We start from the raw sequence: 19,400 nt of genomic DNA on the forward strand, positions 1-19,400 counted from the left end.
GGTTCACTACAATTTTAACTCCTGGTTTCTTGCAAGGAGACAGCGATGGGACTCATCGAGAATTACATTGATGATCTGGGCAACGTGAAGGATCTTTATGACCAGAACTGGGTCATCCCCTTCGGCTCGGCCTACACGATGGCACATGCCAAGTTCAAGGAAACGCTCAAGTCCCAGGAAGAATGGGACAAGATGAAGGTCGAGCTGTTCCTGACGGCCGCAACCATCGGGTTTGGCGCGGGCATGGGGGCAATGTTCGGCAAGGCCGCCGTCGGCTCGGTGGTGGTCGATGGCGCGCTGAGCTTCGTGTGCAACCGCAACATGACGCGGACCTTCAACGCGATGGCGTCGATCTCGTCCTCGGTGCCGGGCACCTTCATCGTGCAGCAGGTGTGGGATACCGTGTCCTCGAAGGTCGGCGACGCGGCCAAGGCGCAGGTGATCGGCCTTTTCCAGACGCCCGCGCCAAACAGCGGCATCCAGGAACCGCAGGTGATCCAGAACGACCTGAAGATCTACGTTCTTAAGGCCAAGACCGCCGCACATGCGGTCGCGGCCGACCTCCGCGACAACAGGGCGATCTCGCAGGCCGAAAAGGACGATTTCGCGACCAAGATGCGCGCGGCGCCGTTCTTTGCCAAGGCGCCGACCCGCGACCTGGTCGGAAACCGGCAGGACGCTGCCAACATCATCGAGCTTGGCTTCTACATGGTGATGGTGATGGACAGCGACTACATGACCGAACAGACCGTCTGGCAGCAGGGCGCGCGCGACGGCATCCGCACCCGGAAGCTGGGTCCGGTGACCCTGCCGACCACAGATTCCAAGTATGGCAAGGCCCCGCCGATGAAGTTCAGCTACGGCCCGGGCTATGCCAACACCACCTCGACCCATGTGAGCTACGCCAGCCCCGGCAGCCGGATCCTCGACCGGATCAACGACCTTTACATGGGCAAGTTCAAGAAGGAGTTCTTCCCCAACGGGCTGTTCGACTTCGAGACCTATGGCCGGGCGGAGGTTACCCGGGCCGAGGACACGATGTCGAAGCTGAACGAGCTGGTGCTGGGGATGAAGTTCTGACCCCTAGCGCAGGCGCCTGATCAGGCTTGATGTATCCCAGCGGTTGCCGCCCATGGTCTGCACGTCCTTGTAGAACTGGTCGATCAGGGCGGTGACCGGCAGGGCGGCGCCAATCTCGTTGGCGGTGGCAAGACAGATGCCCAGATCCTTGCGCATCCAGTCCACCGCGAAGCCGAAATCGAAGCGGTCGTCGAGCATGGTCTGGTGGCGGTTGGCCATCTGCCACGACCCGGCGGCCCCCTGGGAGATGACCTCGACCACGGCCCGGCCGTCAAGCCCGGCCTTTTCACCGAAGGCCAGCGCCTCGGCCAGCCCCTGCACAAGACCCGCGATGCAGATCTGGTTCATCATCTTGGCCAGTTGCCCCGAACCGGAGTCGCCCAGTCGGCGGCAGATCCGGGCATAGGCGGCGATCACCGGCTCGGCGCGGTCGTAATCTTCCAGCGTGCCGCCGCACATCACCGACAGGGCGCCGTTTTCCGCCCCGGCCTGCCCGCCCGAAACCGGCGCATCGACGAAGCCGAGGCCAAGGGCCGCCGCATGGGCCGCCATCTCGCGCGTGACCTGCGCCGACACCGTGGTGTGGTCGATGAACACCGCGCCGGGGGCCATGCCGGCAAAGGCGCCGTCCGGGCCGGTGCAGACGGCGCGCAGGTCGTCGTCATTGCCGACGCAGGCCAGAACGAACTCGGCCCCGTGGGCGGCGCGGGCGGGGGTAGCGGCGCTGGCACCGCCATGTTTTGCAACCCAGGCCTCGGCCCTGGCCGGGGTGCGGTTGTAAACCGTCACCTCGTGCCCCCTGGCGGCCAGATGCCCGGCCATCGGGAAGCCCATCACCCCCAGCCCCAGAAACGCCAGCTTCGTCATCCGTCTTCTCCTGCAATTGCCCCGACGCGCGTGATCGACTAGGAAGCCATCTGTCCTCTGGCGTCAAGAACGGGCCCCTTTTCATGTTCATAACCTTCCGCTGGTTGCTGCGACTGTTCACCGGGCTGGTCGTGCTTTCGGTGCTGGCGCTTGGGGTGGCATACTACTTCCTTGGGCGGTCGCTGCCCGAATATGCCGAGGCATTTCGTCTGCCCGGCATCTCGGCCCCGGTCGAGATCGTGCGCAACAACGACAACGTGCCCCATATCTTTGGCGCCACCGATGCGGATGTGTTCTTTGCGCTGGGCTTCGCCCATGCCCAGGACCGGCTGTGGCAGATGACCATGCTGCGGCGCACCGCGCAGGGCCGTCTGTCAGAGGTGTTCGGCGCGCGCACCGTGAAGATCGACGAGCTGCTGCGGCGGTTCGATCTTTACAACCTGTCGCTGCAATCGGTCGAGGCCCAGGACGCCCCGACCCGCACCGCGCTGGAAGCCTATGCCCGCGGCGTCAACGCCTGGATCGGGCAGGTCAACGCCGAGGCGCGCGGCCGGGGCGCGCCGGAGTTCTTCTTCTTCTCCAACGAGATCGCGGTTTGGCAGCCCGCCGACAGCATCGCGATCATCAAGCTGATGGCGCTGCAGCTTTCATCGCATCTGGAGGACGAGGTGCTGCGGGCGCGGATGTCGCTGATCCTGCCCGACAGCCGGTTGCGCGACATATTGCCCGACGATCCGGGCGGCGGCGTGACCGCCCTGCCCGATTACGCCCAGCTGGTGCCCGGCGTCAGCCCCGGCTATGCGCCGCTGCGCATCGCCGACGACCCGCTGTCGCCGTTTCCGCGCCGCGGGTTTGCCGGGGCGTCGAATGCCTGGGCGGCGACTCCGGCACGGTCGGCCGCGGGCGGCACGCTGCTGGCCAACGATCCGCACCTGGGCTTTGCCGCGCCGACCGTGTGGTATCTGGCGCGGCTGGAACTGGCCTCGGGCGGGGTGATCGGGGCGACGCTTCCGGGGGTTCCGGCCGTGATGCTGGGCCGGTCCGAGGCGCTGGGCTGGGGGCTGACTTCGTCCTACCTCGACGATCAGGATCTGTTCATCGAGGAGTTGAACCCCGCCAACCCGGAGGAATACCGCACCCCCGACGGCTGGAAGCCCTTCGAGACCCGCCGGTCCATCCTGACGGTGAAGGATTCCGATCCGGTCACGCTGACGCTGCGGTGGTCCGACAACGGGCCGGTGCTGCCGGGGTCGCATTATGATCTCGGCTCGGTTACCCCGCCCGGCCATGTCGCCGCGCTGTCCTGGACGGCGCTGAGCGCCGAGGACACCACGATGACGGCGGCGCTGCGGCTGATGCAGGCGAAATCGGTGGCGGACGCGATCGAGGCGGGCAGCCTGTTCGTGGCGCCCTCGCAGAACCTGATGCTGGCCGATGCGGGCGGCATCGCGCTGCAGACCATCGGCGCGATGCCGTCGCGCGATGCGGGGCACCAGAGCAAGGGCCGGATGCCGAGCCCCGGCTGGCTGGCACAAAACCGCTGGCAGGGGATGCTGCCCTATACCGACAACCCGCGCGTCGTGAACCCCACGACCGGCATCCTTGGCAACACCAACAACAAGACGGTGGACCGCCCCTTCCCGCTGCATGTCAGCTTCGAATGGGGCGACACCCAGCGCATCCAGCGCTGGCTGACGCTGATGAAGACGCGCGAGGTCCATACCCGCGAAAGCTTCATCGAGGCGCAGCTTGACACCGTCAGCTTCACCGCGCGGGCGCTGCTGCCGCTTATCGCCGCCGATCTGTGGTTCGGCGGCGAGGCCGCCCCGGCGGGCACCCCCGAACGCCAGCGCCAGCGCGCGCTGGAGATTCTGGCCGAATGGAACGGCGAGATGAACGAACATCTGCCCGAACCGCTGATCTACATGGCATGGATGCGCGCCTTGCAGGACCGGCTGGTGCGCGACGAGATCGGCCCGATGGCCGACATGTTCAACCATGTCGAACCCGTGTTCGTCGAACGGGTGTTCCGCAACACCGACGGCGCGGGGGTGTGGTGCGACGTGATCCAGTCGGCGGCGATCGAGACCTGCACCGATCTCGCCCGGCTGGCGCTGGACCAGGCGCTGCTGACCCTTTCGGAAACCTACGGCAGCAGCATCGAAAGCTGGCGCTGGGGCGACGCGCATCAGGCAACCCATGACCACCCGGTTCTGGGCAACGTGCCGGTGCTGCGCTATTTCGTAAACATCCGGCAATCGACCAGCGGCAGCGACCAGACCCTGCTGCGCGGCCGCACCAAGGGCACCGAGCCCGAGCCGTTCCTGAACGTGCATGGCGCGGGCTATCGCGGGGTCTACGACTTTGCAGACCCCGACAGTTCGGTATTCATCCTGTCGACCGGGCAGTCCGGGCATCCGCTGAGCCGCCACTACGACGATCTGGGCGAGTTGTGGCGGCGGGGCGAATACATCCCGATGTCGCTCGACCCCGAACTGGCGCGGGCGGCGGCGGTGGGGATTACCGTGCTGACCCCGCAGTAGCGCCGTGATCATCGCCACCCCGCGCCTGCTGCTGCGCCCCGCCCGGCCGGACGATCTGGCGGGGCTCCATGCCGTGATGTCGGACCCGCGGGCGATGCGCTACTGGTCCTGCCCGGCGCATGGCGACATCGGGCAGACGCGGGCCTTCCTGCAAGGCATGATCGACGCCCCGCGCGACCAGTCCTGCGACTTCATCGTGGAGCATCGGGGGCGGGTGATCGGCAAGGCCGGGGCGTGGCGCTACCCGGAACTGGGGTTCATCCTGCATCCGGAGATGTGGGGTCAGGGACTGGCGCGCGAGGCGCTGAGCGCGATCATCACCCGGCTTTTCGCCACCACCACCCTGCCCCGGCTGACCGCCGAGGCCGACCAGCGCAACGCCGCCTCGCTCGGGTTGCTGGGTGCCCTGGGCTTCCACGAAACCGGCCGCGCTGCCAACACGCTGCTCTGGGGCGATGAATGGTGCGACTCCGTCTATCTGGCGCTGGAACGCGGGCATTGGCCGCCCCCGCCCGGTGCGGGCCCGGCGGCCCCCGGTCACAACTCGCGGTAGCGTTTTTCCTGCCGCGCGGTCCAGCTCACCTCGATCCGGTAGCCGGTCTCCTGCTGTTCTTCGGCCTGCACCACGCCTTCGGCATGGAGCCAGGCGCGGCGGCGGCCATCCTCGAAGCCGAGGGTCAGGCTGCGGTCGGTCTTTTCCTCGTCGAGCACCAGCGACACGGCGTCCAGCAGCCCTTCCAGCCCCTCGCCGGTCAGCGCCGACAGGGTCACCACCCCGTCGCGCCCGGCGGCCTGGGTCAGCAGCGCGTCGCGCGTCCCCGCATCGACCAGATCGAGCTTGTTCCACACCTCGATCTGCGGCGTTGCGGCCTTGACGCCAAGGCTGGTCAGGATGTCGGCCACGTCGGCCGCCTGTTCGGCGGTCTCGGGATGCGCGATGTCGCGGACATGCACGATCAGGTCAGCCTCCAGCACCTCTTCCAGCGTGGCGCGGAACGCGGCGACCAGCTGCGTCGGCAGGTCAGAGATGAAGCCCACGGTATCGGACAGGATGACCTTGCGCCCCGAGGGCAGCACCACGCCGCGCATCGTGGGATCGAGCGTGGCGAACAGCATGTCCTTGGCCAGCACCTCGGCACCGGTCATGCGGTTGAACAGCGTCGATTTTCCGGCGTTGGTGTAGCCAACCAGCGCCACCACCGGATAGGGGATGCGGCGGCGGGCGGCACGGTGCAGCTCGCGCGTCTTGACCACCTTTTCCAGCTGGCGCTTGATGCGCAGCACCTGGTCGTCGATGGCGCGGCGGTCGGCCTCGATCTGGGTCTCGCCGGGGCCGCCGACAAAGCCGAAGCCGCCGCGCTGCCGTTCGAGGTGGGTCCAGGCCCGAACCAGCCGGGTGCGCTGATACGACAGCGCCGCCAGTTCGACCTGCAACCGGCCCTCGTTGGTGCGGGCGCGGTCGGCAAAGATTTCCAGGATCAGCCCGGTCCGGTCCAGCAGCTTGACGCCCCATTCCTTTTCCAGATTGCGCTGCTGCACCGGGCTGACCGGCCCGTCAACCAGCACCAACCCGACCTCAAGCCCGGCAAGGCGTTCCTTCAGTTCCTCGACCTTGCCCGAACCGAACAGCGTGGCGGGCTGCATCCGCCCGACGCGCACCACTTCAGACCCCGCAACCACCATGTCGGGAAGGGCGGCGGCCAGCGCCACCGCCTCGGCCAGCCCGTGTTCGGGCAACCGGCGCTGCCGGTCGGATTTCAGATCGGGATGCAGCACATAGGCGCGCATCGGCTCGGCACGGGTGTCATGACCCGACGGGGCGTCGAAGTGAAGCGCGCCCTCCTCGGTGTCATCCCCTTCGTCGGGAAGATCGGAGATCAGTCTTCCCCCTCGTACAGGTTGATCGGCCCGCCCGGCATGATCGTCGAGATGGCGTGTTTGTAAACCAGTTGCGACTGGCCGTCACGGCGCAGCAGCACGCAGAAATTGTCGAACCAGGTGATGACGCCCTGAAGCTTCACCCCGTTGATCAGGAAAATAGTGACCGGGACTTTTGCCTTCCGGACATGGTTCAGAAAGGCGTCCTGCAAATTCTGTTTATCGGCAGCCATTGTTTTATTGCCTTTTTTTGTCGCGCGTCGCGTGCGCATTGCCCCCGGTCTTTGCCGAAGGTGTATCAAAACACTATGAAACGGCTTTGGCGGAGATTCCAGCCCAAAAAACAGTCCGTTACGGACCTAACTTTTGCCGGTCTGGCGCCGCCAGCCATCGGGGGCGAAAAACGCCAGCAGCGCCAGCGTTTCCAGCCGTCCCAGAACCATGGCGAAGGCGAGGATCAGCTTGGCGAGGGTGCCGAGTTCGGCAAAGCTGACAGGGGTTTCGGTGGCAAGACCCGCCAGCGGCCCGGTGGTCGTCAGCGCCGAAAGGGTCAGCACCATGCCGGTCTCGAACGGGATGCCGATCAGCCCCAGCGCGCCGTTGATCAGCGCGATCGACATCGCGAACAGCATGAAGAAGATCCAGGCGACATAGGCGCCTTCCCGACGCATCCGCCGGGCGGCCTCTCCCGCGCCGCCGATCGAAGTCGGGTGGATGATGCGTTCCAGCTCGCGCTCGCCATGGCGGAACAGGGCATAGACCCGCAGAAGCTTGACCCCGCCCGCCGTGGTGGCGGCGCCACCGCCCAGGATGGTCAGCGCCAGCAACACCAGCCCTGGCGTTTCCAGCCCCGACCAGAGCCGCGTCGCCGTCCAGTCCTGCGACACGAAGCCGGTGGTGGTCAGGAACGACAGCGTGGTGAACAGCGTGCCCCAGATCACCCGCAGCAGCGACGGCACGTTGGCCGCATCTTCGACCACGATGGCCCCGATCCAGCTGCGCAGCACCAGCAGGAAGGTCACGATCAGCACGATCACCGTCGCCATCCACACCTCGGGGTCGGACCGGAAGGGCCCGGTGGAATTGACCAGCCCCGCCCCCGGCAGCGTGCGGCGCGAGATCGCAAGGCACAGGAACAGGAAGATCAGCATCTCGCCCAGAAGGCCCGAGGTCTGCAACCCCTGCCCCGGCGTGATGCCGCTGGTGGAAAGGGTCGACATGGCATGGCTCAGCGCGACGAGGCCGGGCTCGCCCGCCGTCAGCAGCGCGACCCACAGCACCAGCGTCAGCCCGGCATAGGCTGGCAGCAGCGCAAGCGCGTGCCGCGCCAGCCTTTCGGCCGGGTCGGCAATGTGCGAGATTTCGCCCGCCCCGGTTGCCGCCCGGCCGGGCGGGCGACCCGAGATCACTTCGGCCCCGCCAAGGTTCAGCGGCGCCAGCACCGCCACCGCCATCACCAGCACGAAATAGCCGCCAAGCCAGCCCACCATCGCCCGCCACAGATGCAGCGACGGCGCCAGCCTGCCCGGCGTCTCGTAAAGCGTGGCCCCCGTGGTGGTGAAGCACGACAGCATCTCGAACCAGGCGTTCAGAAAGCTGGTGTCTTGCACCGCCTGCTGGAAGGGCAGCGCCATCACCACCGGCATGACGAGATAGGCGCCCAGCAGCGAGGCAAGCTGGCTGCGCGCCATGTTGCGCGTCCGCCGCCCCGCGGTCGCAATCGCCAGCATCGCGGCCAGCACCAGCAGCACCGTGGCGCTGTAGAAGAACGCCCGCGCAACCGGGTAGTTTCCCAGCATGAAGGCGTGGCTGGCCGGCAGATACATCGTCACCGCCCCGATCCCGATCAGGATCACCAGCAGCGGCATCTTGAGCAGGCGCGCCATCACCGCCTCAGAAGAAATCGACCGAGACCTGAAGCAGGCGCTCGACCTCGGGCACATCCTTGGCCATGGCGAACAGCGCGATCACGTCGCCCTCCTCCAGCCGCATGTCGCCGGTGGGTTTGAAGACACGATCGCCCTTCATCAGCGCGCCGACCAGCACGCCTTCGGGAAAGTTGATGTCGCGGATCAGGCGGCCGGCCAGCGGCGAGGTTGAAAGCACTTGCGCCTCGATCACCTCGGCCTCGGCATCGCCGATCGAATAGATCGCCCGCACCCGGCCGTGCCGGATATGGCGCAGGATCGACGACACCGTGGTGGCGCGCGGGTTGATGTAGGCGTCGATGTCGAGCGGCCCCATCAGCGGCACCAGCGTCGGGTCGTTGACCAGCGCGATGGCCATCGGGCAGCCGGCCTGCTTGGCGCGCACGGCGACCAGCAGGTTGGTCTTGTCGTCGTCGGTCACCGCCAGCACCGCGTCGGCGCGGTCGATGCTGGCTTCCATCAGCAGGTCCATGTCCATGCCGTCGCCGTTCAGCACGATGGTCCGGGTCAGCCCGTCGGCGGCGCGTTCGGCGGTGCCGCGGTCCTTTTCGATGATCTTGGCGCGCACCCGGTCGGTGCGGGCCTCCAGCGCGCGGGCGACGCCAAGGCCGACGTTGCCGCCGCCGATGATCACCACGCGTTCCTGTTTCTTCGTGCTCTTGCCAAAGATTTCCAGCGTGCGGTTCAGGTCTTCGCTGTGGCTGAAGACATAGATCTGGTCCTGCGCGAACAGCTGGTCGCCCGGGTCGGGCGCAAACAGCCGCCCCTCGCGCCGCACCCCGACCACGATGGCGCGCAGGGTGGAAAACAGCTCGTTCAACTGGCGCAGGGGGGTGTTAAGCACCGGGCAATCCTCGCCCAGCGCAAGGCCCAGCAGTTGCGCCCGCCCGCCCATGAAGCTTTCGGTGTCGAAGGTCGCGGGGGCGGCCAGCCGTTGCAGGGCGGCCTCGGCCACCTCGCGTTCGGGGCTGATCACCACGTCGATCGGCAGATGGTCGCGGCGGTAAAGGTCGGCGTAGATCGCGTCGAGGTAGCTTTGCGCCCGCAGCCGCGCGATCTTGCGCGGCACGGCAAAGATCGAATGCGCCACCTGGCAGGTCACCATGTTGACCTCGTCGGAATGGGTGGCGGCAATGATCATGTCGGCGTCGCGCGCCCCGGCCCGTTCCAGCACGTCGGGATAGGAGGCGAAGCCGACCACCCCCTTCACATCCAGTGTGTCGGTGGCACGGCGCACCAGATCGGCGTTGTAGTCGACCACCGTCACCTCGTTGCGCTCGCCGGAAAGGTGCCGGGCGATCTGCCAGCCCACCTGCCCCGCGCCGCAAATGATCACCTTCATGTTCCGGCCTCCGTGGCTGCGGTTGCCCGCCCCCTGTTCCTTGGCAGATGCGGCGGGCAGGGTCAATCGGCGCAGGTCGGGGGGTCAGTCCAGCCCGTCCTCGTCGTCATCCTCCAGCCGGGCCATGCGGCCGCCGGCCTTGGCCGTGGTCACCACCCCCAGCGATTTCAGCTTGCGGTGCAGCGCGCTGCGTTCCATGCCGACGAAGCTGGCGGTGCGGCTGATGTTGCCGCCGAAGCGGTTGATCTGGGTCAGCAGGTATTCCTTCTCGAACAGCTCGCGCGCCTCGCGCAGCGGCAGCGTTGCCATCGCCCCGCCAAGGACCAGCCGCCCCTCGGCATCGCCCGCCACCTCGCGCCCCGGCAATTCGCGTGCCTCGACCGGGCCCGCGCCCTCGCCCAGGATCAGCACCCGCTCGATCACGTTGCGCAACTGGCGCACGTTGCCGGGCCATTGCATCGTCTGCAGCATCGCCTCGGCCTCGGGGGTCAGCTCGCGCATCGGCAACCCCTGCGTGCGGTGGAACATCTCGACGAAATGCCGGGTCAGCTCGGGGATGTCCTCGCGCCGGTCCTCCAGCGAGGGCACGGCGATCGGCACCACGTTCAGGCGGTCGTACAGTTCCTGCCGGAAGCGCCCGGCCCCGATCTCGCCGCGCAGGTCGCGGGTGGTCGAGGATATCACCCGCAGATCGACCCGCACCTTGTCGCCCCCCCCCAGCCGGGTGAACTGCTGTTCCACCAGCACGCGCAGGATCTTCGACTGGGTGCCCAGCGGCATGTCGGCCACCTCGTCGAAATAGACCACGCCGCCATGCGCCTGTTCCAGCAAGCCGGGCTCGACCCCGCGTTCCGGGGTTTCGCGGCCGAACAGCACCTCCTCCATGCGTTCCGGCTCGATGGTGGCCGAGGATACCGAGACGAAGGGCGCCGAGGCCCGGTTCGACTGCGCATGGATGAAGCGCGCGGCCATTTCCTTGCCCGACCCGGCGGGCCCTGCCAGCATCACCCGACCGTTCGACCTGGTGACCTTTTCCAGTTGCGCCTTCAGCGCCTTGAACGCGGTCGAAGACCCCAGCATTTCCGACGCGGTAACGTCGCGCCGCCGCAGGTCGCTGTTTTCGCGCCGCAGCCGCGAGGTTTCCATCGCGCGCGACACCACCACCATCAACTGGTCGATGTTGAACGGCTTTTCGATGAAGTCGTAGGCCCCCTGCTTGATCGCGGCCACCGCGATCTCGATGTTGCCGTGGCCGGAAATGATCACCACCGGCACGTCGGGGTTGTCGCGCTTGACGGTCTTGAGGATGTCGATCCCGTCCATCCGGCTGTCCTTCAGCCAGATGTCGAGGATCATCAGCGCCGGCGGCTCGGCGTTGATCTCGGCCATGCAGTCGTCGGAATTGCCTGCCAGACGGACCGGATAGCCTTCGTCCTTCAGTATGTCCCCGATCAGTTCCCGGATATCGCGTTCGTCATCGACGATCAGAATGCTGCTCATCTTCCCCCCTGGGCGGCCGTGGCCATGTTCCTGCCATTGCGCGGGCGCGCGGCCCGCACTGTCCGGGGCAGACGGATCTCTGCCATCGCCCCGGCATGGTCGTTTCCTTCAAAGACGGCGGCATCGGACAATGCCAGCGCGCCGCCGTGTTCCTCGATGATCTTCTTGACGATCGGCAGGCCCAGCCCGGTGCCCTTGGCGCGCGTTGTCACATAGGGCTCGAACAGGCGCGCGCGGTCGGGCGGCAGGCCGGTGCCATTGTCGGCGATGCGGATGGTGACCAGTTCGGGGCCGGCCTCCAGGCTGATGCGGATTTCGGGCGCAAACCCATCAGGCGCGCCCTTTTCGACAAGCGATTCAATCGCTTCCCCGGCGTTCTTGATCAGGTTCGTCAGCGCCTGAGAGATCATCGTGGCGTCGATGTCCAGCAGCAGCGGGTCTGGCGGCAGGTCGGCCTGCACGCGAATGCCGGGCAGGCCCGCATCCTGCAACACCACCGCATCGCGCAGGATCTTGACCAGATCCTGTTCGCGCCGGTCGGGTTCGGGCATCCGGGCGAACTTGGAGAACTCGTCAACGATGCGGCGCAGGTCGTTGGTCTGGCGGATGATCACGTCGGCATACTGGTCAAGGTCGTCGGCCTGATCGCCCACCAGCGGGCGGAACTTGCGCTTGATGCGCTCGGCCGAAAGCTGGATCGGGGTCAGCGGGTTCTTGATCTCGTGCGCGATGCGGCGCGCCACGTCGCCCCAGGCCGCCATCCGCTGCGCCGACACGAGGTCGGTCACGTCGTCGAAGGCCACGACATAGCCTTCCAGCCGCCCCGACGCGGTGCGCCGCACCGACATGCGGACCAGCAGGCTTTCCATCCGGCCCTTGCGGGTCAGGCGCAGCTCTTCCTGTACTGCACCGCCATGCCCGTCCTGCAGCCGGTTGAACAGGTGGGCAAACTCCGGCACGGCGATGGCAAGGTCCATGTCCTGCCAGTTGGTATTGACATCCAGCAACCGCTCCGCCGCGCGGTTGACGAAATCGACGCGGCCCTCGGCATCAAGCCCGATCACCCCGGCCGTCACCGATGACAGCACCGAATCAAACAGCCGCCGCCGCCCCTCGGTCTGGCGGTTGTTGTCGAGCAATGCGTCGCGCTGGCCCTTCAACTGCCGGGTCATCTGGTTGAACAGGCGGCCCAGCATGGCAATCTCGTCATCGCCGTCCTCCTCGATCACCTGCACGTCAAGATCGCCGCCGCCGACCCTTTGTGCCGCCCCGGCCAGCCTCCCCACCGGCTTTGACAGCCGTTCCGCGAACCACAGCCCCAGCCAGATCGCGGCAAGGATCAGGATCAGCGCGAAGCCCAGATACAGCAGCCCGAACTCGAACAGCAGCCGCCCGCGTTCGGCCTCCAGCTGATGGTAAAGCGCCACGGTCTCGCGCGTTTCGTCCAGCAGGCTGAGGATCGAGCCGTCGACCGTGCGCGAGACATAAAGATAGCGGTCGGCAAAGGCATCCAGATGCACCAGCGCGCGGAACTCGTTGTTCGCCCAGTCCTGGATGACAACCGTCTCGCCCGACTTCGCGCGTGCGATGTCCGCGGCCGAGGGCTGCTCGAAATCGAACAGGTAGGATTTCTCGCCCCGGGTGCGCAGCGTGCCGCTGCCGTCGATCAGGAAAGCCTCGCGCAGGCCGCGCTGGATGGCGGCCTGCCCTTGCGTCAGCAGGGGGCGCATCTGGTTATCGGCCAGAAAGAAGGTCGATTGCTTGGCGACGTTGAGATAGGCCGAGAAAGCCTCGGCATCCTCGGTCAGGTCGCGGCGGTGCTCGCCCTCATACGCCTGCGCTGCGGACAGCGAGTTGCCGACCACCTGCCGCACCCGGTCGGAAAACCAGCCCTCCAGTCCGACATTCACCGTCAGCACGGCAAAGACCGCAACCAGCACCGTCGGCAGCAGCGCCACCAGCGCGAACACCCCCGACAGCCGCAGGTGCAGGCGCGACCCGGCCGACTGGCGGCGGCGGTCGGCCACCATCCGCGCCACGCGCCGCAGCACCAGCGCCGCAACCACCAGCACATAGACGAAATCGGCCAGCAGGATCAGCCGCAGCGACGGCGAACCGGCGCCCTGGTTGAACGGGCCGAGCGCCAGGAAGGTCGCAATTGTCAGCACCGGGCCCAGCAGCACGAGGCCCAGCGTCATTGCCGTCTGGAACCGCCGCTGCCGGCGCAGGCGCGACAACCTCAGCCATGTGTTGCTGCGCAGCGCGCTTGCCACCCGAAACCGCCCTTTATCCGGGGCTGCATCGCAGGCCCACCACAATGGAAAGTAGGCGCACGTCAGGCCGAACCCAACAGACACGCCCTCTGTGGCGGTTTTACATCAGCTTGCGGCGGCGAGTCACGCGAATATCGAGGTCGGTGATCTTCTTGCGCAAGGTATTGCGGTTGATTCCCAGCAGGTCGGCACATTTGGCCTGATTGCCCGCCGTGGCGTCCAGTGCGATCTCGATCAACGGGCCTTCCACCTCGCGCAGGATGCGCTGATAGACGCCGGGCGGCGGCAGCGCGCCGCCGTGCAGGTCGAAATACCGCTTGAGATGCCGCGCCACCGAGCCCGACAGCTTTTCACCCTCGCCGCCGCCGCCGCGCAGCGGTTCCAGCGCTGGCTGGCTGCCCAGCGCCGATTCGACCTCGGCGCGCGAAATCTCGGGTTCGGCAGAGGTCACCATCAGGCGGCGCAGCGTGTTTTCAAGCTGGCGCACGTTGCCGGGCCAGCCATAGGCGCGCACCAGATCGCGGGCCTCGTTCGACAGGCGGCGGATCGAGCCGAAGTCGCGCTCGCTCCGCGCCAGGAAATGGTCGGCCAGCAGCGGGATGTCGTCGACCCGGTCGCGCAGGCTGGGCACATGCAGCGTCACGCCGCCCAGCCGGTAGAACAGATCCTGCCGGAAGCTGCCCGCATCCATCCGGGCGGCAAGGTCGGTCTGGCTGGTCGCCATGATGCGCGGCGCCGATGACCCCAGCGCGTCGAGCATCCGCACGATGCGGGCCTGCGTCTCGTCGTCGTAGTCCGCGACCTCGTCGAACACGAGGCTGCCGCCCTTGGCGCGGGCCAGCAGCGTGGCGGGCCCGTCCATCCCCTGCAGGTCGCCCGCCTGCGCCACCACGAAGGGCTGGCTGCGCCGGTCGGAAAAGTCGTGGATCGCGCGGGCGATCAGCGACTTGCCGGTGCCCGATTCGCCGGTGACCAGCACCGCGAGGTCGGTGTTCATCACCCGCGCCACCAGCCGGTAAAGCGCCTGCATCGCGGCGGTGCGGCCAACCAGCGGCAGATCGTCGACCGGTTCGCGCGGCGGGGCGGCGCGGGCCGGGGCGCGGCGCTTGAGGTCCAGCGCGCGGGCCGAGCGTTTCATCAGGTCTGGCAGATCGAACGGCTTGGGCAGATAGTCGTAGGCCTCGGCCTCGGCGGCCTGGATCGCCGTCATGATGGTGTTCTGCGCCGAGATCACGATCACCGGCAGGCCGGGACGCAGCTTGCCGATGCGGGGCAGCGCCTCCAGCCCGTTGCCGTCGGGCATGACCACATCCGAGATCACCAGATCGCCCTTGCCCTCTTCGACCCAGCGCATCAGCGTCATCAGCGACGACGTGGCATGGACCTTGCAGCCCGCCCGCGTCAGCGCCTGCGTCAGGACCGTGCGGATTGTCCGGTCGTCGTCCGCCACCAGAACCGTGCCATCCATCAGCCTGTCTCCTTGTCATTGCGCACCCTGTCCCGGGGTGCGACGGGCAGCGAGACGCGAAACACGGTGCGTCCTGGCACCGAGTCGACCGCTATCCAGCCGTCGTGGTCCGTCACGATCTTCGACACCAGCGCGAGGCCCAGCCCCGTGCCGTTTTCGCGCCCCGAAACGAAGGGCTCGAATATCTGGGCGGCGATGGCAGGGGGCAGGCCCGGGCCATCGTCGATGATCTCTATCTGCAGGGGCAAGGGGTTGCCCGGCCCGTCCTTCAGCCGCAGCCGCAGCGCGAGGTCATAGAAGGTGCGCAGCCGGATGATGCCGCCCTGCACCCCCGCCGCCTCGGCCGCGTTCTTTATCAGGTTCAGGAACACCTGCATCAGCTGGTCGGGGTCGGCAAAGGTGGGGGGCAAGGACGGATCGTAATCCTCGATGATCGTCATCCGCGCGGCAAAGCCGACCAGTGCGGACTTGCGCGCCCGGTCGAGCGCGTCGTGGATGTTCACCGCGCGGCGGTCCGGCGGGCGCAGGTTGCCGAACTGTTCGACCTGTTCCAGCAGCTTCACGATTCGGCGGGTTTCCTCCACGATCAGGTCGGTCAGCTCGCGGTCCTCGGGCCCCGCGTTCATCGAGATCAGCTGCGCCGCCCCCGAGATGCCGGCCAGCGGGTTCTTGATCTCGTGCGCCAGCATCTCGGCCATGCCGATCGCCGACCGCGCGGCACGCTTGCCGCTCATCGCGCGGCCCAGCCGGTCGGCAATCTCGCGCGGCGAGATCAGCAGCATGATGATGTCGGGGTTGTCGTTCATCGGCGCGATCTGGATGTTGCACTGCATCGGCGGACGCTCGCCGGTCGTGACATCGACATCGTTGATGAACAGCGCCGACTGGTTGGCGCGCGCCCGGCTCAACGCCTCGTCCAGCGGCGCGTCGATCAGCAGCCGGTCGAAGGCGGGCAGGCCCTTCAGGCTGCGGCAGGAGGCGTTGAGGAACTGCTCTGCCGCCGGATTGGCCTCGACGATCAGGCCGGCCGCGTCGATCAGCAGGGCCGGCACCGGCAGGCTGGCCCAGATCACGCCCGGCACCGGATAGGGTTGACGATAGGTCATGCCGCGGCCCTTTCCTGCGCGCCGAAGGCGAGGCGCAGGGCGGCGATCACCTGCGCGGGCACCTCGTCGCGCAGGATCGCGGCGCGATGCGCCTCCAGGCCCGCGGTTTCCAGATACCAGCCAAGGTGCTTGCGCGCGACCTTCAGCCCCAGCGCGGTGCCGTAGAAATCCAGCATCGCCTCGTAATGCCCGATCACCAGATCGGCCAGCGCATCGCCCTGAGGCACCTCGGGTTCGGGCGTGCCGTAAAGCGCCGCCGCAATCTGCGCCAAGAGCCAGGGCCGCCCCTGCGCGCCGCGCCCCACCATCACCCCGTCGGCGCCCGAAGCCGCCAGCGCCTGCATCGCCCGGAGCGGCCCCGTGATGTCGCCATTGGCGATCACCGGAATGCGCAGTGCGCGCTTGACCGCGCCGATCGCCGCCCAGTCGGCGCTGCCGGTGTAGAACTGGCAGCGGGTGCGGCCGTGAATCGTCACCATCGCAACCCCGGCCGCCTCTGCCCGCCGTGCCAGCTCGGGCGCATTCATCAGGCCATCATCCCAGCCCAGCCGGGTTTTCAGCGTGACCGGCACCGACACCGCCGCCACCACGGCGTCGATCAGAGTCAGCGCATGGTCGAGATCCTTCATCAGCGCCGACCCGGACCAGCCGTTGGTCACCTTGCGCGCCGGGCAGCCCATGTTGATGTCGATCACCCGCGCGCCCTGCGATTCGACGAAGCGGGCGGCCTCGGCCATCCAGTGCGGCTCGCGCCCGGCAAGCTGGACGGCGGTCGCCGCCTGATCGAAGCCGAGTTCCGCCCGCGCCCGCGCCATCGGGCTGGCCTGCACCACCTCTTGCGAGGCCACCATTTCCGAAACCACCAGCCCCGCGCCGAAGCTTGCAACCAGCCTGCGGAACGGCAGATCGGTGATCCCGGCCAGCGGTGCCAGCAGGACCGGGGGGGCGATGGTCAGATCGGCCAGTTGAAGGGGCAAGTGCCTAATCCTTGTGCGTCTTGGCTCAGGTAAAGCTGAATCCGGGGGAAGACAAATCAACTCGGGCGATTCGCTGTCTGAAAAATGCGCTGTGCCCAAAATTTAATCGCCCTGCCGGAAGCCGCGTCATCTGGCGACAGGCAGCGCGATTGCACAGGCCCGGCGCTTGGCCTAAGGACATGCCCAAAGAGGACGAAAGCCGTATGACAACAGCCGCGATCATCGTTGCCGCCGGGCGGGGCAGCCGCGCCGGGGGTGCCGTGCCGAAGCAATGGCAGATGCTGGCCGGGCGCCCGGTGCTGGCCCATACGCTGGCCGCCTTCGAGGACATGCCGCGCGTGCTGGTGATCCACCCCGACGACCGCGACCGCGCCGAGGCTTTGGGCAGCGACGCGCTGCTGGTCGAGGGGGGGGCCTCGCGCGCGGCCTCGGTCGCGGCCGCGCTGGAGGCGCTGGCGGGCAGCGGCGTCACGCGCGTGCTGATCCATGACGGCGCGCGGCCGCTGGTGACGCGGGCGGTGATTGCCCGGCTGATCGGCGCACTGGACGCGGCACCGGGGGCGGCGCCGGCGCTGGCGGTGACCGATGCGCTGTGGCGCGGCGCGGGCGGCGTGGTTTCGGGCACCCAGGACCGGGAAGGGCTTTACCGCGCCCAGACACCGCAGGCGTTCCACTATGACGCCATTCTTGCCGCGCACCGCGCCCATCCCGGCGGCGCGGCCGATGATGTCGAGGTGGCGCGCGCCGCGGGCCTTGACGTGGCAATCGTCGAGGGCGACGAAGACAACCTCAAGCTCACCTTCCCCGGCGATTTCGCCCGGGCCGAGCGTTTGATTCAGGAAAGGTTCCGCATGGATATCCGGCTTGGCAACGGTTTCGACGTTCATGCCTTCTGCCCGGGCGACCATGTCTGGCTCTGCGGGGTGCAGGTGCCGCATGGCAAGGGGCTCCTGGGCCACTCCGACGCCGATGTGGGAATGCACGCGCTGACCGACGCGATCTACGGCGCGCTGGCCGAAGGCGACATCGGCACCCATTTCCCGCCCTCCGACCCGCAGTGGAAGGGGGCGGCCTCGCACATCTTCCTTTCCCACGCCATGGGCCGGATCGCCGCGCGCGGCTACCGGCTGGGCAATGCCGACGTGACGCTGATCTGCGAGCGCCCGAAGATCGGGCCGCAGGCCGACGCGATGCGCGCCGCTCTGGCGGCGATCATGGGGATCGAGGTCGGGCGTATCAGCGTCAAGGCCACCACCTCGGAACGGCTGGGCTTCACCGGGCGCGAAGAGGGCATCGCGGCGCTGGCCACCGTCACGCTGGTCGCGGCGGGGCCCGCATGACGGTCAGCCGGGCGGTCAGCATCTTTTTCGGCGCGGGGCTGCTGCGCCCGGCCCCCGGCACCTGGGGCTCGGCGGTCGCGGTGGCGCTGGGGCTGGTGATCCACGGCATCGGCAGCTTCCCGCTGCTGGCGATGGCGACGCTGGCCGCCACCGGCTGGGGCTTCTGGGCAGTGGAAAGGGAACTGGCCGACCGCCCCGGCGCCGACCCGTCGGAAGTGGTGATCGACGAGGTGGCGGGGCAATGGCTGGCGCTGCTGGCGCCGTCGTTCGGGTTCTGGATGATGGGGCTCGACTCCTGGAACTTCCCATATCCCGGCTGGCTTGGCGCCTTCCTGTTCTTCCGGCTGTTCGACATCTGGAAACCCTGGATCATCGGCCGGGCCGACCGGCGCGGCGATGCGGCGGGGGTGATGCTGGATGACCTCTGGGCCGGGCTGTTCGCCGGGATCGCCACGATGATCGCGGCCGGCGTCGCGCATGGGGTGCTGATGTGACCGCCGCCGCCGTGCTCGACGCTGCCCGCCGCAAGGGCCTGCGCATCGCCACGGCGGAAAGCTGCACCGGCGGGCTGGTCTCGGCGGCGCTGACCGACGTGGCGGGATCGTCGGACGTGTTCGAGCGCGGCTTCGTCACCTATTCCAACGCGGCCAAGGTCGAGATGCTGGGGGTTCGGCCGGAAACCCTGGCGGCGGTGGGCGCGGTGTCGGAGGAGGTGGCGCGCGAGATGGCCGCAGGGGCGCTCAGCCACTCGCAGGCGGGGCTGGCGGTCTCGGTGACCGGCATCGCCGGGCCGGGCGGGTCGGAATTCAAGCCCGAGGGGCGGGTGTGCTTTGGCCTCGCGCAGGGCGACCGGGTGACAGCCGAGACGGTGGAGTTCGGCGCGCTGGGCCGCGACGCGGTGCGGCGGGCGGCGGTGGCCCATGCGCTGGGGCTGGTGGCGCGGGCGCTGCAGGTGGATTTTTCGTAGAAAAATCGGGGTGGAAAGAAAAATCCTTGAAGCAAGGATTTTGCCGTGCCCGGCGCCGGGTTGCGGCCGGGCAGGACGGGCCTGGCCGCGGCGGCGGAGCCTCCGGCGGGGATATTTGGGCAAAGGTGAAA

General features: G+C 67.8%; 16 protein-coding genes. 6 read left to right on the forward strand and 10 right to left on the reverse strand.

The window, feature by feature from the left end; all coding sequences use genetic code 11:
• Nucleotides 1–45 precede the first annotated feature (45 nt).
• Nucleotides 46–1,080, forward strand: coding sequence for a hypothetical protein (locus RNZ50_12405; GenBank protein ID MDT8855803.1), 1,035 nt, complete (start codon nt 46–48; stop codon nt 1,078–1,080).
• Nucleotides 1,081–1,083: 3 nt separating this feature from the next.
• Here the strand turns inward: RNZ50_12405 and RNZ50_12410 are convergent, their stop codons facing one another.
• A complete protein-coding gene (locus RNZ50_12410; GenBank protein ID MDT8855804.1) occupies nt 1,084–1,947 on the reverse strand; it encodes an NAD(P)-dependent oxidoreductase in 864 nt (287 codons plus the stop codon).
• Between the two features lie 83 nt (nt 1,948–2,030).
• On the opposite strand from RNZ50_12410, the gene RNZ50_12415 reads away from it, so the two are divergent.
• On the forward strand, nt 2,031–4,490 hold the full coding sequence (locus tag RNZ50_12415; GenBank protein MDT8855805.1) for a penicillin acylase family protein: 2,460 nt from the start codon (nt 2,031–2,033) through the stop codon (nt 4,488–4,490).
• A gap of 4 nt (nt 4,491–4,494) precedes the next feature.
• Nucleotides 4,495–5,043, forward strand: coding sequence for a GNAT family N-acetyltransferase (locus RNZ50_12420; protein MDT8855806.1), 549 nt, complete (start codon nt 4,495–4,497; stop codon nt 5,041–5,043).
• On the opposite strand, the gene hflX is transcribed toward RNZ50_12420, so the two are convergent.
• The 9 genes from hflX to dusB all read right to left on the reverse strand — a co-directional run bounded on the left by hflX (nt 5,028) and on the right by dusB (nt 16,962).
• A complete protein-coding gene (hflX, locus tag RNZ50_12425; GenBank protein MDT8855807.1) occupies nt 5,028–6,278 on the reverse strand; it encodes a GTPase HflX in 1,251 nt (416 codons plus the stop codon). The genes RNZ50_12420 and hflX overlap by 16 nt on opposite strands.
• Nucleotides 6,279–6,367: 89 nt before the next feature.
• Nucleotides 6,368–6,601: an RNA chaperone Hfq gene (gene hfq / locus RNZ50_12430; GenBank protein MDT8855808.1), complete on the reverse strand. Its 234-nt coding sequence runs from the start codon at nt 6,599–6,601 to the stop codon at nt 6,368–6,370.
• Between the two features lie 126 nt (nt 6,602–6,727).
• On the reverse strand, nt 6,728–8,254 hold the full coding sequence (locus tag RNZ50_12435) for a potassium transporter TrkG (GenBank protein MDT8855809.1): 1,527 nt from the start codon (nt 8,252–8,254) through the stop codon (nt 6,728–6,730).
• A gap of 7 nt (nt 8,255–8,261) precedes the next feature.
• On the reverse strand, nt 8,262–9,638 hold the full coding sequence (gene trkA / locus RNZ50_12440) for a Trk system potassium transporter TrkA (protein ID MDT8855810.1): 1,377 nt from the start codon (nt 9,636–9,638) through the stop codon (nt 8,262–8,264).
• Between the two features lie 84 nt (nt 9,639–9,722).
• A complete protein-coding gene (locus RNZ50_12445; protein ID MDT8855811.1) occupies nt 9,723–11,138 on the reverse strand; it encodes a sigma-54 dependent transcriptional regulator in 1,416 nt (471 codons plus the stop codon).
• A complete protein-coding gene (locus tag RNZ50_12450) occupies nt 11,135–13,411 on the reverse strand; it encodes a PAS domain-containing sensor histidine kinase (protein ID MDT8855812.1) in 2,277 nt (758 codons plus the stop codon). Before RNZ50_12450 ends, RNZ50_12445 begins: the two co-directional genes overlap by 4 nt.
• 100 nt (nt 13,412–13,511) lie before the next feature.
• A complete protein-coding gene (locus RNZ50_12455; GenBank protein ID MDT8855813.1) occupies nt 13,512–14,879 on the reverse strand; it encodes a response regulator in 1,368 nt (455 codons plus the stop codon).
• On the reverse strand, nt 14,879–15,985 hold the full coding sequence (locus RNZ50_12460; GenBank protein MDT8855814.1) for an ATP-binding protein: 1,107 nt from the start codon (nt 15,983–15,985) through the stop codon (nt 14,879–14,881). Before RNZ50_12460 ends, RNZ50_12455 begins: the two co-directional genes overlap by 1 nt.
• Complete coding sequence (gene dusB, locus RNZ50_12465; GenBank protein MDT8855815.1) at nt 15,982–16,962, reverse strand: tRNA dihydrouridine synthase DusB; 981 nt, start codon at nt 16,960–16,962, stop codon at nt 15,982–15,984. Before dusB ends, RNZ50_12460 begins: the two co-directional genes overlap by 4 nt.
• Nucleotides 16,963–17,165: 203 nt before the next feature.
• Here dusB and RNZ50_12470 point away from each other — a divergent pair, with 203 nt between their 5' ends.
• The 3 genes from RNZ50_12470 to RNZ50_12480 are packed head-to-tail and all read left to right on the forward strand — an operon-like array spanning nt 17,166 to nt 19,269.
• Entirely contained in the window at nt 17,166–18,302 is a 1,137-nt protein-coding gene (locus RNZ50_12470) for a bifunctional 2-C-methyl-D-erythritol 4-phosphate cytidylyltransferase/2-C-methyl-D-erythritol 2,4-cyclodiphosphate synthase (protein MDT8855816.1), read from the forward strand.
• A complete protein-coding gene (locus RNZ50_12475) occupies nt 18,299–18,796 on the forward strand; it encodes a phosphatidylglycerophosphatase A (protein ID MDT8855817.1) in 498 nt (165 codons plus the stop codon). The genes RNZ50_12470 and RNZ50_12475 overlap by 4 nt, the downstream gene beginning before the upstream one ends.
• Entirely contained in the window at nt 18,793–19,269 is a 477-nt protein-coding gene (locus tag RNZ50_12480; GenBank protein MDT8855818.1) for a CinA family protein, read from the forward strand. The genes RNZ50_12475 and RNZ50_12480 overlap by 4 nt, the downstream gene beginning before the upstream one ends.
• The last annotated feature ends 131 nt before the right edge of the window (nt 19,270–19,400 follow it).

Source organism: Paracoccaceae bacterium Fryx2, assembly GCA_032334235.1.
In the GTDB taxonomy this organism is placed as follows: Bacteria; Pseudomonadota; Alphaproteobacteria; order Rhodobacterales; family Rhodobacteraceae; genus JAVSGI01.